The following is a 15,660-nucleotide window of genomic DNA, read 5'->3' as shown; positions in this document are numbered from 1 at the left end:
TGCCGAACTCGTTGCATTGGTGATAATAAATATTAGCGAAGCCGGTGGTGGGATCCGTTGGCCGGCCTCGTTTCACGGGAGATGAGACGCAATTATGAAGAAGATATCGGCCGCAAACGGCGATCAAACGGCCGACGACAGCCGGGGCTCGAAGCGAAACGGCCGCCGCCCCGGCGCCAGGGTCACGATGACCGATATCGCCAAGGCCGCCGGTTGCTCGCAGACCGCGGTATCCTTCGTCCTGAACAATACGCCGGGCATGCGCCTGTCGCAGCAGACCCGCGACAGGGTGATCGAGGCCGCCCGCCAGCTCGGCTACGTTGCGCCGGTGCTTTCCACTCCGCCTGCGCTTCTGTCTCCCTCGCAGCTGGACGGGGTGATCGGCTTTGCCGTCGATCAGCTCGCCACCAGCCCGGAGGCGGTCGTTGCGATCGAGGGCGCGCGCCAGGCGTCCTGGAATGCCGGGAACGTGCTGCTCGTCGCGCAAACCATGAGCGATCCGATCATGGAGCCGAGAGCGCTTCAGGCCTTGAGCAACAGCGGGATTTCCGCGCTCATCTACATGACGATCTTCACCCGCGAAGTCGAGGTTCCGGACTATCTCTACGACCTCAACATTCCGATCGTCCTTCTGAATTGCTATACGTCCGACTACGCCTTTCCGGCTGTCGTTCCAAGCGAGATAGCCGGCGGCCAGACGGCGACCCGGCATCTGATCTCGCACGGCCACCATCGCATCGCCACGATCACGGGCGAGCCATGGATGCAGGCGGCGCAGGATCGTCTCACCGGTTATCGCCGGGCTCTGGCGACGGCGGACATTCCCTTCGATCCGGAGCTGGTCATCGAGGGCGACTGGTCGGCCAGCGCCGGCTATTCCGGAACGATGAAGCTATTGTCGCTGGCCGAGCGCCCGACCGCGATCTTTTGCCAGAACGACCGCACCGCCATCGGATGCTATGAAGCGCTCAAGGAAGCCGGGCTTCGCATTCCCGAGGACATGTCGGTCATGGGCTATGACGATGAAGACATCTGCCGCCATCTCGTGCCGCCGCTGACGACGTCCGTGCTTCCCCACATGGCCATGGGCCAATGGGCGATCGAACATCTCGAAACCGCTGTCTTGCCGCGCGAGCGCCGCTACCAGATCACCAAGCTCGAATGCTCCCTTGTCAAGCGCGCATCCGTTGCCGCTCCGGCCGGCCTCACGGCTGGGCGCAAGAGCCGGAAAGTCTGACGGAAGCAACGATGCCGGTCTCGGGACCTGCTTCTAAGCGCGGGCGGCCTGTCTGCTCGCCTGCTGCCGGATATCGGCCGCCCCGCCACATTTCCGTCGTCGTGCAGACCGCTCAGACAAAATGGGCCCAATGGTAAGTGCGCAATCGACGTTCGTGCCCGTCGAACCGATGGAAGCCCATGAATTCAATCTGAAAGCGGATGCCATCGTGCGAATGGATGAATTGAAAAGCGGCCGCATTCGGGCGCCTTATGTATCGGGGCGAGACGTAGAAGGGCGGTTTCTTTCGTTAGGCCCCGATAACACAAGCGGGCGAGTTGCTGATCCATGCGTCTCATACTTGTCAACGATGTTTCGACCGTTCGCGGTGGCGCGACCAAGGTGGCGCTGCAATGTCTTGAGGCGAGCCGCGACGCAGGCCTGACCTGCGCCATGCTGGTCGGCGACGATGGCGAAGGCCTGAAGCCCCGCTTTGCCGAAATCCGCACCGTTGCGCTTGGCGAGCGGCCTCTTCGGGAGGGCCCGACAGTCGCCGATGTCTTTGCGAAGAGCTACAACAGACGCGCCTATGAGGCGATGGACGAGTTGCTTCGGGAATCGAACGAGGAGACCGTCGTCCATGTGCACGGCTGGTCACAGATCCTGTCCCCCTCGATCTTCTACGCGCTGGCCAGGCACAAGGCCAAAGTCATCGTTACGGCGCATGATTTCTTCCTGAATTGTCCAAACGGAGGGCTTATCAATTTCCGCAGCGGCCATGTCTGCACGGTCAAGCCGCTATCCGCCGCATGCCTGACGACCAATTGCGACAAGCGCAGCTATTTCCACAAGCTCTGGCGTTTCCGCCGGGCCTTGACCCAGCAGGGCGTGGGCGAGGAGTTCTGGAGCCGCGTCGGCATCGTGCTGGCGCATGAAAACATGGAAGCGCATCTGCGCTCCGGCCCGCTGCAGCATTTCACGACCTTGCGCACACCGACGGAGCCGTTGACGCAGGGACCGGTGGCGGCGTGGCGCAACCGCCATACCGTCTTTCTCGGCCGCATGTGCTGGGAAAAGGGAGTGCGGACACTGGCGGACGCGCTCAACAAAACGGGGCGAACGGCAAGGCTCATCGGGCGCGGACCGTTGCTTGCGGAGATGCAGCAGGCGCTGCCGCATTGCTTCGTGCCTGGCTGGCTGAGCGATGAAGAGGTGACAAGGCTTGCCGGGGAGGCGCGCGTTTTCGTCATGCCCTCGCGCATGCCCGAGCCCTACGGCCTGGTTGCGGCCGAAGCATTGATGTCCGGCATCCCGGTCATCGTCAGCAGCAACGCACTGATAGCGGCGGAAGTCGCGAGCAACGGGGCCGGCCTGGTTTTCGATAGCGGCGATGCGGATTCGCTGGCCGAGAAATTGGCCGAGACCGATGACGACCATCTCATGCGAAGACTGAGTGAAGGAGCATTTGCACTTGGCAAACGCATCGCGCCGAGCAGAGCGGAATGGGCGCGTCGCATGGTGGACATCTATATGGGGCGCAGCGGTTTTCTGGCGCATTAGTGGGGGTGGATGATGGCACATGTTTTGGTGACGGGCGGCTGCGGGTTCGTGGGGCGGCATCTTGTCCGCCGGCTTCTTGCTGAAGGGCTCGACGTCGTCTGCGTCGATTCACTGGTGGCCGGGACAGGGGCGCTTCATCCCGATCTGTGGCAGGGTTTCGGGCGCTCTCGCTTCGTCTTTCTCCAGGAAGACTGCCGCGCATTCTTTGCCCGTCCGGCCGAGCATTTTGACTATGTCTTCCATCTGGCAGCGCTGGTCGGCGGCCGCGTGACGCTGGAGACGCAGGCGCTCGATGTCGCAGAGGATCTGGCGGTCGATGCGGCGCTATGGCAGTGGGCGTCGCGCGCCAATCCCGGTTCGGTGGTTTTCTTCAGCTCCAGCGCGGCCTATCCGGTATCGCTGCAGACAGCCGAGAATCATCGGCTGCTGTCGGAGGACATGATCAACTTCGACGCTGCCGTCGGCGTGCCCGATCTCAGCTATGGCTGGGCAAAGCTGACCGGCGAGTACCTGATGAAGCTCTATGTCGAGCGCTACGGCCGGAGGGCCATCGCCTACAGGCCGTTCAGCGGCTATGGCGAGGATCAGGATCTTGCCTATCCTTTCCCGGCGATCTGCCGCCGTCTGCTGGCGGAAAGAGGGGCGGCGGAAGTCTTCGTCTGGGGCTCGGGCCGGCAGTGCCGCGACTTCATCCACATTTCCGATTGTATCGAATTCATCTGGCGGACGAAGGAACTGCTTCCCGACGGCGCCAGCCTCAATCTTTCGACCGGAATTGCCACCTCCTTCATGGAGCTGGCCGAGACCGCCTGCCGGCAGATCGGCTGGCAGCCAGCCGTCGTCGGCCGGTCGAGCCGTCCCGAAGGCGTTTTTTACCGCTGCGGTGATACGGCCCTTCAACGATCTTACGGACTGACGCCGTCGATCAGCCTGGAAACGGGGATCATGCAGATGCTGGAGTATCTGCAATCCGAGTCGGCGCCATATGCGCTCGCCATCTGAACCGTGATCGGCCGGTTCCTGCGGAAGTCCTCGCTTGTCAATGGGGCGGGCGCGGATATAACCTTCATCCATAGGAGAGGCCGCGCCCGTGGAGGAGAAGGCGCGACCGCAGATGTCATGTTCGCTGGGCACAATCCGTTTCTCGTGGCGCTTTCGATAGCGGTCGCGATCATGGGTGGCTATACCGGCTTCGGCTTGGCCGCCCGCATCCGCAGTTCGCCTTCGGTCAACCGCAGGCTGATGCTTGCCGGCGCCGCGGCGTTTCTGGCGTTCGGCATCTGGACGATGCATTTCATCGGCATGCTGGCTGCGCCGATGCCGGCCGATGCCGTCTATCTCGTGCTTCCGACCGTGGTGTCCTTCCTGATCTGCGCGCTGGTCGTCGGCGTCTCCCTCTATTTCGTCAGCATCGGCGAGCCCTCGCGATTGCGGATCCTTGCGTCGGCGCTCCTGCTCGGGCTCGGCATTGCCTCCATGCATTATGTCGGCATTCACGGCCTTGCCGGCCACTTCGGCATCGAGCACGACTACGGGATGGTCGCGCTTTCCGTCGTCATCGCCATCGTTGCCGCCTATGGCGGCTTGCGGATCTATCTCGCGCGCCATGGCGGCTTCAGGCTTGCCTTCAGCGCGGTAGCCTTCGGCATCGCCGTTTCGGGCATGCATTACACCGCCATGTACGGCATGCATTTCCGGCCCGCCGGCGGCATGGATCATGCCATGGCGATGGATGGGTTGACGGCCTCGCCGCAGGTGCTGGCGCTGATCGTCGCGCTGCTGTGCTTCCTGATCACCGTCGGCTTTCTGCTGTTTCTCGTGCCGGAAGCCCGCCAGCGGCCCGCTGCGGTCCCCGCCGATCAAGAGATCGTGTCCGGTGAGGACGGGAGCGGGCCCGAGGAGCAGCATCCGCCGGTCGTTCGGCCGCGGACGATCGTCGCCCCGCTTGCGGGCCTCGGCCAGCCGCCGCAGCGTTCGACGGCGACGCGGGTGCCGATCGAGGCGGCGAACGGGACGCAATTCATCGACGCCGTCGAGATCCGCAGCATCCGCGCCGACGCCCATTACACGCTCGTCCATGACGGCCAGCGCGAACGCATGTGTCCATGGCCGATTTCCGAGGCGGAGGCGCAACTCTGTCCCGATATCTTCATGCGCGTCCATCGCAGCCATATCGTGGCGGTGCCGCATATCACCTTCATCCGCAGGGAAGGGGATGGGGCGATGGTGGAACTGGATGGCGCCGTTCCTCACCTGGTTCCGGTCAGTCGCGCCAAGATAGCGGAGCTGAAGTCCCGCCTCGGTCTTGCCAGGGGCGAGACGACGAAAGCTTCGAGATAGGCCAGCCGGCCTGACGCAATTCGTGCGCCGAATCCCGCCGTTCGTGCGAAACTCAACCCTTGGTGATTGATTTTCCCTCCTCTCCTTGCCTGCGCCGGCGGCAAGGGAAATGCTCGATTTGCGTCGTGCTCCGATCGAACGGGAGGAAGATCATGATACCGGGCGCATTCGATTTCCATCGGCCGGAAAGCGTGGCCGATGCGATCAGGCTTCTTTCCGAACTTGGCGACGAGGCACGGCCGCTTGCGGGCGGGCATAGCCTTATCCCGATGATGAAACTGCGGCTTGCCGCGCCCGAGCATCTCATCGATCTGCACGGCATTGCGGCCCTCAGGGGCATCCGGCGCGAGGGCGATCTTGTCGTCATCGGCGCGATGACGACGCAGCACGACCTTGTGGTCTCTCCGGAGATTGCGAGCTTGCTGCCGATCCTCAAGGAGACGGCGCTGCTGATTGCCGACCCGCAGGTGCGGTATCGCGGCACGATCGGCGGCAATGTCGCAAACGGCGACCCCGGCAACGACATGCCGGCGCTGATGCTCACCCTCGATGCGCGTTATCGTCTCGACGGGCCGGGCGGGCGGCGTGAAATCGCCGCCGCCGACTTCTATCAAGGTGCCTATTTCACGGCATTGGAGCCCGGAGAACTGCTGACGGAGATCGTCATCCCGCAACCGGCTGATGGACACGGCTACGCCTACGAGAAGCTCAAGCGCAAGATCGGAGATTATGCGACTGCGGCCGCTGCCGTTGTGCTCACCCTCTCCGGCGGCAAGGTCGCAAGCTGTCGTATCGGCCTTACCAACCTTTCAGAGACCGCGCTGCTTGCCGAAGATGCTGCCGCGGCGGTTGTCGGAACGAGTCTCGACGAGGCGAGCCTGCAGAAGGCGGCCCAGCTTGCCCAGGCGATCATGCAGCCGGCCGCCGATGGACGCGGGCCTGCCGAATATCGAAGACATGTTGGCGGCATCATGGTCGTGCGCGCGCTGAAACGCGCCGCCGCCCGGGCCGCGTGAGGAGACGACGATGGCAAAGACGCATGTGACGATGAAGGTAAACGGCGCCGAGGTCGAGGGTCTCGTCGAACCGAGAACGCTGCTCGTCCATTTCATCCGCGAGACCCTGGCCCTGACGGGAACCCATATCGGCTGCGAGACGACGCATTGCGGCGCCTGCACCATCGATCTCGACGGCATGTCGGTCAAGAGCTGCACCGTCTTTGCGGTCCAGGCACAGGGAGCCGAGATCACCACCATCGAAGGCATGGCCAATCCCGACGGCACGCTTTCGGCCTTGCAGGAGGGCTTTCGCCAGATGCACGGTCTGCAGTGCGGCTTCTGCACGCCCGGCATGATCGTGCGCGCCCACCGGCTGCTTCAGGAAAACCCGAATCCCAGCGAGGAGGAGATCCGCTTCGGCATCGCCGGCAATCTCTGTCGCTGCACGGGCTACCAGAACATCGTCAAGGCCATCCAATACGCCGCCGCCAAGATCAACGGCACGGAATTCAAGGAGGCCGCAGAATGAACGAGATCATCGTTACACGCGAGCAGCGCGAGGCCAAGCTCGAGGGCATGGGCTGCAAGCGCAAGCGGGTCGAGGATATCCGCTTCACGCAAGGCAAGGGCAACTATGTCGACGACGTCAAGTTGCCCGGCATGCTGCACGGAGATTTCGTCCGCTCGCCTTATCCGCATGCGCGCATCAAGTCGATCGACAAGGACAAGGCCCTGAAGGTGCCGGGCGTTCTTGCGGTGCTGACGGCCGAAGACCTCAAGGGCGTCAATCTCGCCTGGATGCCGACGCTTGCCGGCGACGTCCAGATGGTGCTCGCCGATGGCAAGGTGCTGTTCCAGAGCCAGGAAGTCGCCTTCGTCGTTGCGACGGACCGCTACGCCGCCGACGACGGCATCAATGCGGTCGAGGTCGAATACGAGGCCCTGCCGGTTCTGGTCGATCCCTTCCATTCGATGGACGCGGACGCGCCGATCCTGCGCGAGGATATCAAGGACAAGAAGGACGGCGCGCACGGGCCGCGCAAACATCCCAATCACATCTTCGAATGGACCGTCGGCGACAAGGACCTGACCGATGCGGCCTTCGCCAAGGCCGAGGTGACGATCAAGGAGCTGATCTCCTATCACCGCACGCACCCTTCACCGCTGGAAACCTGCCAGTGCGTCTGCTCCTTCGACAAGGTCAAGGGCGAGCTGACGATCTGGGGCACGTTCCAGGCGCCGCATGTCATCCGAACGGTCGTCGCGCTGATCGCCAAGATCCCCGAGCACAAGATCCATGTGATCGCTCCCGATATCGGCGGCGGTTTCGGCAACAAGGTGGGTGCCTATCCCGGCTATATCTGCGCTGCCGTCGCCTCCATCGTCACCGGAAAACCGGTGAAATGGGTCGAGGACCGGATCGAGAACCTGACCTCCACCTCTTTTGCCCGCGACTATCACATGACGACCGAGATCGCCGCCACCAAGGAGGGCAAGGTCACCGGGCTGCGCGTGCATGTGCTGGCCGATCACGGCGCCTTCGATGCCTGCGCCGATCCATCGAAATGGCCGGCCGGCTTCTTCAACATCGTCACCGGCTCCTATGATTTTCCGACGGCCCATCTGGCGGTCGACGGCGTCTATACCAACAAGGCGCCCGGCGGCGTTGCCTATCGCTGCTCGTTCCGGGTCACGGAAGCTGCCTATTGCATCGAGCGGGGCATGGATATCCTTGCCCAGAAACTGGGCATGGACCCTGCCGAGCTGCGATTGAAGAATTTCATCAAGGCGGAGCAGTTTCCCTATCATTCGGCTCTCGGCTGGGAATACGATTCCGGCGACTATCATACGGCCATGCGGAAGATGATGGAGACGGTCGACTATGCCGGTCTCCGCCGTGAACAGGCCGAAAGACGCGCCGCGTTCAAGCGTGGCGAAACGCGGGAGATCATGGGCCTGGGCGTCTCGTTCTTTACCGAGATCGTCGGCGCGGGGCCGTCGAAGAATTGCGATATCCTCGGCATCGCCATGTTCGACAGCTGCGAGATCCGGCTGCACCCGACGGGCGCCGGCATTGCCCGCATGGGCACGAAAAGCCAGGGGCAGGGCCACGAGACGACCTGGGCGCAGATCATCGCCACGGAGCTCGGCATTCCGGCCGACGACATCATGGTCGAGGAGGGCAACACCGACACCGCCCCCTACGGTCTCGGCACCTACGGCTCGCGCTCGACGCCTGTCGCAGGGGCGGCGATCGCCATGGCGGCGCGCAAGGTGAAGGCCAAGGCGCAGATGATCGCCGCGTATCTGCTCGAAGTGCACGAGGACGACCTCGAATGGGATATCGACGGATTTCGCGTCAAGGGCCTGCCGGAGCGGTTCAAGTCGATGAAGGACATCTGCTGGGCGGCCTACAATTCGCCGCCCCCCGGCCTGGAGCCGGGGCTGGAGGCCGTCAGCTACTACGATCCGCCGAACATGACCTATCCCTTCGGCGCCTATCTCTGCGTCATGGACATCGACGTCGATACCGGCGTCTACAAGGTTCGCCGCTTCTACGCTCTGGACGATTGCGGCACCCGCATCAATCCGATGATTATCGAAGGCCAGGTGCATGGCGGGCTGACCGAGGCCTTTGCAATCGCCATGGGCCAGGAGATCCGCTACGACAATGACGGCAACGTCGTGACGGGCTCGTTCATGGACTTCTTCATCCCGACGGCGGTCGAAACGCCGCATTGGGAAACGGATTTCACCGTGACGCCTTCGCCGCATCACCCGATCGGCGCAAAGGGGGTCGGGGAAAGCCCGAATGTCGGCGGCGTTCCGGCTTTCTCCAATGCGGTCAACGACGCCTTCTCCTTCCTGGGCTCGACGCACATCCAGATGCCGCACGATTTCTGGCGCAACTGGCAGGCGGCCAAGCGCCTTGGAGCGATCGCCTGATCGGAAGTGTCCACGATGTCTGCGCAATCCACCTCCCAGGACGCAAAAGGTCCCCTCTCCGCAAAAGGAGAGGGGACGACCAAGGCGGACGTCATGCCGCGCAGTCTGATCGTCGAGCGGCTCGCTGCTGCTGGCTACATTGCCGACCGTGATCTTGCCACCGCCATAGGCCTGATGCAGATGCTCGGCCGTCCCTTGCTGCTGGAAGGAGAAGCCGGCGTCGGCAAGACCGAGGTGGCCAAGGCGCTCGCAAGCGTCCATGAAACGGAACTCATCCGCCTGCAATGCTACGAAGGGCTCGACCAGTCGGCAGCGCTCTACGAGTGGAACTACCAGCGGCAATTGCTGGCGATCCAGGCAAGGCAGGGCACGGATGCCGCCGAGATCGAGCGAGGGATCTTTTCCGAGGACTATCTTCTCGAAAGGCCGCTGCTGGCGGCGATCCGCCGGGCGCGGCCGCCCGTGCTGCTGATCGACGAGATCGATCGGGCGGATGAGGAGTTCGAAGCCTTTCTGCTGGAGCTGCTGTCCGATTTCCAGATATCCATACCTGAACTCGGCACCGTGCGGGCGACATCGATCCCGCATGTCGTCCTGACGTCGAACGGAACGCGCGAGCTTTCCGATGCGCTGCGGCGGCGCTGCCTCTATCACTATGTCGACTATCCCGACGTGGACCGCGAGGCGCGCATCATCATGGCGAAGACATCCGGCGCCGGCGCATCGCTGGCGCTTCAGATCGCGCGCATGGTCGAAAAAATCCGCAAGGAAGATCTGAGGAAAGTGCCTGGAGTGGCCGAAACCCTGGATTGGGCCGCCGTCCTCGTCGGCCTCGACATCGCCGATCTGCATGGCGAGCCGGAAGCCGTCCACGAAACGCTGATGTGCCTGCTGAAAACCCGCGAGGATCGGATGCGGGTCAGCCGCGAGGTGACGGAACGCCTGCTCGGGAGGGTCGCATGAGCTGCTGTGACATGCTTCTGACGTCGGAGGATATGAACGAGTTTTCCCGCCTGGTGGCGGCAAGGCTCGGCGCCTTCCTCAGAACCCTGCGCGACAATGCGTTCGCCGTCGGATTGAAGGAGGGGCAGGACGCCGCGCGTCTCATGCAGACGGATATGGTCGAAAAGCCCGATCTGCTGCGCTCGGCCTTCAAGCATCTCTTCTGCGCCCGCAAAGCCGATTGGGATCGGTTCGAGGGCGTGTTCGATGCCTTCTGGCTCGGCAGGCAAGTCCGCTCGCGAACGACGGTTTCGGGTGGAGGGGCCGGGCTTTCGCGAGAGCCGCGGGCCTCGGAGGGTGTGGATGCCCGGAACGGCTCCACGTTCGCCGATCAGGTGCCGGCTCCGGATACGGCCGAAGACCGCAGGACGGGCGGGCAGAGCCGGATGGAGGGCGCGTCGCGCGTGGAGGCCCTCGAAAGCATCGATTTCCGCAAACTCGCCGATCCGGGCGATGTCGAAAGGGCGCATGCCATTGCCGCCCGGCTGGCCGCCGCCATGCGCGTCCGCCTGACGCGCCGGCATCAGGCCCGGCGCAAGGGCTTCCGCCTCGATCTGCGGCGCACCATCCATCGCAACGTCAGCCACGGCGGCGTGCCGATCATCCCCATTCGGCGCCGGCGCAAGGACAAGCCGCTGCGGCTCGTCATGCTGCTCGACGCCTCCGGCTCGATGAGCGCCTATACGGCGATATTCCTGCGCTTCATGCATGGCGTCCTCGACGAGTTCCGCGAGGCGGAAGCCTTTCTTTTCCACACGCGGCTTGCCCATGTTTCCGACGCCATGAAGGAACGGGATGCCGCCCGCGCGCTCGACCGCCTGTCGATGATGGCGCAGGGCGCCGGCGGCGGCACGCGTATCGGCGAATGCCTCCAGACCTTCAACCACGCCTATGCCCGGCAGGCGATCCATTCGCGGACCTGCGTGATGATCGTCTCGGATGGCTACGAGACCGGCGACGCCGCGCTCCTGGGGCAGGAAATGGCAGCCCTTGCACGTCGCTGCCGCAGGATCGTCTGGCTCAATCCGATGATGGGCTGGGACGGTTACGCGCCGGAAGCGGCGGGTATCAAGGCGGCATTGCCCTACGTCGATCTGCATGCGCCCGCCCATTCCTTGCAGAGCCTCGCCGCTCTCGAACCCTATCTTGCCAGGCTCTGAGGGAGGCAAACCATGACCGCCCATGTCGATGTGATGGAGTTGGTATCGAGGATGCGGTCCGCCGAGGAGGCCTTCGTGCTGGCCACGGTCGTCCGCACCGTCGCGGCAACCGCCGCCAAAGCCGGCGCCAAGGCCGTGATCCGTGCCGATGGAACGATCGCCGCCGGATGGATCGGCGGCGGCTGCGCACGCGGCGCGGTCTTGAACGCCGCGCGGGATGCCCTGATCGATGGCCAGTCGCGCCTCGTTTCGGTGCAGCCCGAAAATCTTCTGGCCGAACTCGGCGTTCAGCCGGGCGAAAGCCGTGACGGCGTCCGTTTCGCCAAGAATGCCTGCCCGAGCAAGGGAACGATGGATATCTTCATCGAGCCGATGCTGCCGCGCCCGTCCCTCGTCATCCTGGGAGCGAGCCCGGTTGCAATCGCATTGTCGGAACTGGCGCGGCGCTTCGGGTTTCATGTGACGGCTGCCGCTCCCGCCGCCGATTTCGCCGAGGCGCCGGATGCCGATGTCGTGTTCGATGGCTTCGACATTCCGGCGGGCACGGCGACGGACCATTTCATCGTCGTTTCGACCCAGAGCAAGGGCGACGAAAAGGCGCTGAGGGCCGCCCTTGGGGCAAACGCCGCCTATCGCGGCTTCGTCGGCAGCCGCAAGAAGATTGGGTCGCTGAAGACGAAGCTCGCCGCGGAGGGCATGGACCCCGCGGCGCTGGACGCAGTCAAGGCGCCGGCCGGCCTCGATCTGGGGGCAATCACGCCCGATGAGATCGCCCTGTCGATCCTTGCGGAGATCATAGAGTTACGCAGGCATGGCAAGCGCGACACGAGCGCTCGTCCCTCATCATGAAAAGGGGAATATCGACATGGACATGAGTGGCAGCGAAAGGATCGAGGCGCCTCTGGACGCCGTATGGCAGGCGCTCAACGATCCGGAGATCCTGCGGCAATGCATTCCGGGCTGCGAAAGGCTGGAGAAGACCTCCGATACGGACATGACCGCAACCGTTTCCCTCAAGATCGGCCCCATCAAGGCGCGCTTCGAAGGCGCGGTACAATTGTCGAACCTCGATCCGCCCCATTCCTATCGGATCGCGGGTGAGGGCAAAGGCGGCGTCGTCGGCTTCGCCAAGGGAGGTGCCGATGTGTCGCTCCAGGCCGAAGCCCCCGATGTCACCAACCTCAGCTACGTGGTCAAGGCCGATGTCGGCGGAAAGATCGCCCAGCTTGGCGCTCGGCTGATCGATTCCACCGCCAAGAAGCTCGCAACCGAGTTCTTTGGCACTTTCCGGGAAATCGTCGGTAAGTCACAGGACCGGCTGGCAAGCTGACGCTGATATTCTTCGCGCATCCAGGAGCAGACGAAGGCGGCCGCGCGTTTGCAAACCCCGACCGCCCCTGTTGTCGGGTCGGCAGACGGGAGGCGGATGCTCCGACGGTAACTATCGATGACATCGCCCCGATCGGCATTGCGACCATCAGGGCGATGATCGCGCCGGCCGGCTTTCGTTTCAGCAACGCGACCAAAGGGAAGGGTGTGAAGTCCATCCCTCGTTTCAGCGTCCAGATCCGCCGTCGATAAACCTGAGCGGAACGGGTCTCCGCCAAACAAGCCAACACGGCCCTCCACTCCCGAATTGAAATTGCTTCCACCGGTTCGGCGCAGACAGTGTCCTTCCGGCCGAGCGGCCGTCGACGGAAAATCCGGAGCGCGGGCGATCGTATCCCGCGCCGGCCATGGGCCGACATCCTGTACCGATGATGTATTTACCATCCGCGGGCGCCCTCCTTATGCTTCATGTCATGGAAACTGTCCCGATCGAGGCAGGGGAGCCAGGATAGTCCTTAGGAGGAAACAGGGAATGACGCAGCTTCTCAGCGCGGATTTTGCTGCATCGAAAAATCGAGGCGGTGCATAGTGGACATTGTTGCAAACGCCGTTCTCAACGCGTTGACCATCATCGGCGTGCTGGCTCTGATCGGCCTCGGCCTGACCATCAGTTTCGGCCTGATGAACATCACCAATCTCGCCCACGGCGAATTCGTCACGGTCGGCGCGTTCACGGTCTATTTCGTGCAAAGCCTCGGCGGTTCGTTTTGGCTTGGTCTCGCGTTTGCACCCTTGACGGCCGCCGTCGCCGGTATCCTGCTCGAATGGCTGGTGCTGCGCCATCTCTACGAGCGACCGGCAGCGGTCATTCTCGCGACGCTCGGCGCCAGCCTGATCATCCAGCAGGGGTTGGAATTCCTGTTTGGTCATGGCGCCAAACCGGTTTCCGCACCCTTCGCCGGTACGGTCGATCTCGGTTTCACCGCCTATCCTGCCCATCGCATTCTCGTCATTGCCGTCTCGCTCGTCGCGCTGGCCGGCGTGCATCTCGTCATGCGCCGCACCGGCTTCGGCCTCGATATGCGCACCGTCATCCAGAATAGAGACATGGCCGAGGCGGTCGGCATCAACACGCGGCGCACATTCGCCGTGGCCTTCGCCTTCGGCGCGGCTCTGGCCGGCCTCGCAGGCGCCCTGATCGCGCCGATGACCTCGGTCCTGCCGCAGATGGGGGTCGGCTACCTCGCCAACGCCTTCTTCGTCGTCATCGTCGGCGGGGCCGGCTCGGTCGGCGGGGTTCTGGCCGGCAGCTCGTTCATCGGCGGCTTGACGACCTTCTTCAATTATCAACTCGATCCGTCGCTGTCGCAGGCCCTCGTGCTTCTCGCCGCCATCGTCATGGTGCGGCTGCGGCCCTACGGCATCGTCGCCATCCGGGGGCGCCAGTCATGAAACAATATCGCTGGATAACGGTATACGTCGTCGGTATCGCATTCCTCGCCATCTATCCCGCCTTTGCCGGCTCCTACGATCTGACGGTCATGCGCGACGCGCTGATCTTCGCCATGTTCGCCGTCAGCCTCGACCTGTTCTGGGGGCGTACCGGCATTCTCTGCTTCGGCCACGCCGCCTTCTTCGGCGCCGGCGGCTACGCCATGGCGCTGGTAACCCTGTCGTCCGGTCTCGTCGCATCGACATGGCTTGGCCTTCTGGCCGCCATGCTCGTGCCGGCGCTGCTGGCAGCGGTCGTCGGTTATTTCCTTTTCTATGGCGGCGTGCGCGGCAGCTATTTCACCATCGTCACGCTCGCGCTTTCGGTCATCGCGCAGCAGGCGGTCATCGCCTGGAGTTCCGTGACCGGCGGCGATACCGGCCTGCTTGGGATTCCGCCCCTGTCCCCCTGGGGTTTCGATCTCTCCGGCGATCTTGCAAGCTATGCGCTGGTCGCGGTAGCGCTTGCGCTGCTGCTTGCCGGCTTGCGTCTGCTGACACGCGGCCGCTGGGGCCAGGTGCTCAAGGCGATCGGCGACAACGAAATCCGCGCGGCGGCCCTTGGCCACGACGCACCTGCGCGCCTGACGGCGGCCTTCGTCCTCTCAGCAGCGATCGCCGGCCTTGCCGGAGCGCTTTATGTATCCGCCTCCGGCGTCGTCGCTCCCGACATGATCGGTCTTGCGCTCTCCACCGAAGTCGTTGCCTGGGTCGTGATCGGCGGGCGTGGCACGCTGATCGGCCCCGTCATCGGTGCGGTTCTGGTGCAGCGCGCCCAGCAGGAGATCAGCAGCCTTAATCCGGTGCTCTGGCCCATGATCATCGGCCTGATGTTCGTCGCCGTCGCCTTCCTGCAATCTGACGTGCTGGAGCGTTTCGCCAAGCGCTTCGCGGCGCGCAAGACGGAGACGGCGCAATGAACGGAACTCTTCTGCAAGCCGAAGGTATCGGAATGCGCTTTGGTGGCTTCCAGGCCCTTTCCGGCGTCGATTTCGACGTGAAGGAAAACTCGGTCGCCTGCATCATCGGCCCCAACGGCGCCGGCAAGAGCACCTTTCTCAACATCATCACCGGCACGCTCACGCCGACCGCCGGAACGGTGCGCTTCGCCGGCCAGGCGATTGCGGGTCTTGCGCCGCACCGTATCGCCCGGCTCGGCATCGCCCGCAAGTTCCAGATCCCGTCGGTGTTCCCGTCGATGACGGTGGCGGAGAATGTCGAGGTGGCGCTCTGGGGCGGCCGTTCGCCGGCTGGCATCGACGAGATGCTGGAGATCATCGGCCTGTCGCGCCGCCGGCTGGATCTTGCCGGCGATCTCGCCCACGGCGAGAAGCAATGGCTGGAGATCGGCATGGCGATCGCCACCGGGCCGAAGCTGCTGCTGCTCGACGAGCCGACCGCCGGCATGACGCCGGAAGAGACGCGCGCCACCGCCGAGTTGATCCATCGGCTGAGCAGCCGCTGTACCGTCGTGGCCGTGGAGCACGACATCAACTTTGTGCGTGCGCTCGACACCGACACGCTGGTTCTTCACCAGGGGCAGTTCTTCCGGCGAGCGCCCTTTGTCGAAATCGAAGCGGACGAAGCCGTTCGCGATGTGTATCTCGGGAGGCGCTGA

Annotated in this window: 14 protein-coding genes; all 14 read left to right on the top strand. The window is 63.8% G+C overall.

The window, feature by feature from the left end; genetic code table 11:
- The first annotated feature begins 187 nt into the window (after positions 1 to 187).
- The 14 genes from ACQZ6J_RS31515 (at position 188) to ACQZ6J_RS31450 (ending at position 15,660) form a co-directional block, all read left to right on the top strand.
- On the top strand, positions 188 to 1,237 hold the full coding sequence (locus ACQZ6J_RS31515) for a LacI family DNA-binding transcriptional regulator (protein WP_449086935.1): 1,050 nt from the start codon (positions 188 to 190) through the stop codon (positions 1,235 to 1,237).
- Positions 1,238 to 1,564: 327 nt separating this feature from the next.
- A complete protein-coding gene (locus ACQZ6J_RS31510) occupies positions 1,565 to 2,776 on the top strand; it encodes a glycosyltransferase family 4 protein (RefSeq protein WP_449086918.1) in 1,212 nt (403 codons plus the stop codon).
- 12 nt (positions 2,777 to 2,788) lie between these two features.
- Positions 2,789 to 3,778, top strand: coding sequence for an NAD-dependent epimerase/dehydratase family protein (locus ACQZ6J_RS31505; protein ID WP_449086917.1), 990 nt, complete (start codon positions 2,789 to 2,791; stop codon positions 3,776 to 3,778).
- A gap of 117 nt (positions 3,779 to 3,895) precedes the next feature.
- Positions 3,896 to 5,116: an MHYT domain-containing protein gene (locus ACQZ6J_RS31500; RefSeq protein ID WP_449086916.1), complete on the top strand. Its 1,221-nt coding sequence runs from the start codon at positions 3,896 to 3,898 to the stop codon at positions 5,114 to 5,116.
- A 152-nt stretch (positions 5,117 to 5,268) separates the two neighbouring features.
- Positions 5,269 to 6,132, top strand: coding sequence for an FAD binding domain-containing protein (locus tag ACQZ6J_RS31495; protein WP_449086915.1), 864 nt, complete (start codon positions 5,269 to 5,271; stop codon positions 6,130 to 6,132).
- A 10-nt stretch (positions 6,133 to 6,142) separates the two neighbouring features.
- Complete coding sequence (locus ACQZ6J_RS31490) at positions 6,143 to 6,643, top strand: (2Fe-2S)-binding protein (protein WP_449086914.1); 501 nt, start codon at positions 6,143 to 6,145, stop codon at positions 6,641 to 6,643.
- Entirely contained in the window at positions 6,640 to 9,060 is a 2,421-nt protein-coding gene (locus ACQZ6J_RS31485) for an aerobic carbon-monoxide dehydrogenase large subunit (RefSeq protein WP_449086913.1), read from the top strand. The genes ACQZ6J_RS31490 and ACQZ6J_RS31485 overlap by 4 nt, the downstream gene beginning before the upstream one ends.
- A gap of 93 nt (positions 9,061 to 9,153) precedes the next feature.
- Complete coding sequence (locus tag ACQZ6J_RS31480; protein WP_449086934.1) at positions 9,154 to 10,023, top strand: AAA family ATPase; 870 nt, start codon at positions 9,154 to 9,156, stop codon at positions 10,021 to 10,023.
- Positions 10,020 to 11,222, top strand: coding sequence for a vWA domain-containing protein (locus ACQZ6J_RS31475; protein ID WP_449086912.1), 1,203 nt, complete (start codon positions 10,020 to 10,022; stop codon positions 11,220 to 11,222). The genes ACQZ6J_RS31480 and ACQZ6J_RS31475 overlap by 4 nt, the downstream gene beginning before the upstream one ends.
- A gap of 12 nt (positions 11,223 to 11,234) precedes the next feature.
- Entirely contained in the window at positions 11,235 to 12,071 is an 837-nt protein-coding gene (locus ACQZ6J_RS31470; RefSeq protein ID WP_449086911.1) for an XdhC family protein, read from the top strand.
- Between the two features lie 16 nt (positions 12,072 to 12,087).
- Positions 12,088 to 12,552 carry a CoxG family protein gene (locus tag ACQZ6J_RS31465; RefSeq protein ID WP_449086910.1) on the top strand — a complete coding sequence of 155 codons (465 nt, stop codon included), beginning with the start codon at positions 12,088 to 12,090 and terminating at the stop codon, positions 12,550 to 12,552.
- A gap of 587 nt (positions 12,553 to 13,139) precedes the next feature.
- Positions 13,140 to 14,003, top strand: coding sequence for a branched-chain amino acid ABC transporter permease (locus ACQZ6J_RS31460; RefSeq protein ID WP_449086909.1), 864 nt, complete (start codon positions 13,140 to 13,142; stop codon positions 14,001 to 14,003).
- Positions 14,000 to 14,962 carry a branched-chain amino acid ABC transporter permease gene (locus ACQZ6J_RS31455; protein WP_449086908.1) on the top strand — a complete coding sequence of 321 codons (963 nt, stop codon included), beginning with the start codon at positions 14,000 to 14,002 and terminating at the stop codon, positions 14,960 to 14,962. Before ACQZ6J_RS31460 ends, ACQZ6J_RS31455 begins: the two co-directional genes overlap by 4 nt.
- Positions 14,959 to 15,660: an ATP-binding cassette domain-containing protein gene (locus ACQZ6J_RS31450; RefSeq protein WP_449086907.1), complete on the top strand. Its 702-nt coding sequence runs from the start codon at positions 14,959 to 14,961 to the stop codon at positions 15,658 to 15,660. The genes ACQZ6J_RS31455 and ACQZ6J_RS31450 overlap by 4 nt, the downstream gene beginning before the upstream one ends.

Source organism: Rhizobium sp. A37_96, from assembly GCF_053521765.1.
Note: the sequence above shows the minus strand (reverse complement) of the source record. Positions and strands in the feature narration are given on the sequence as shown.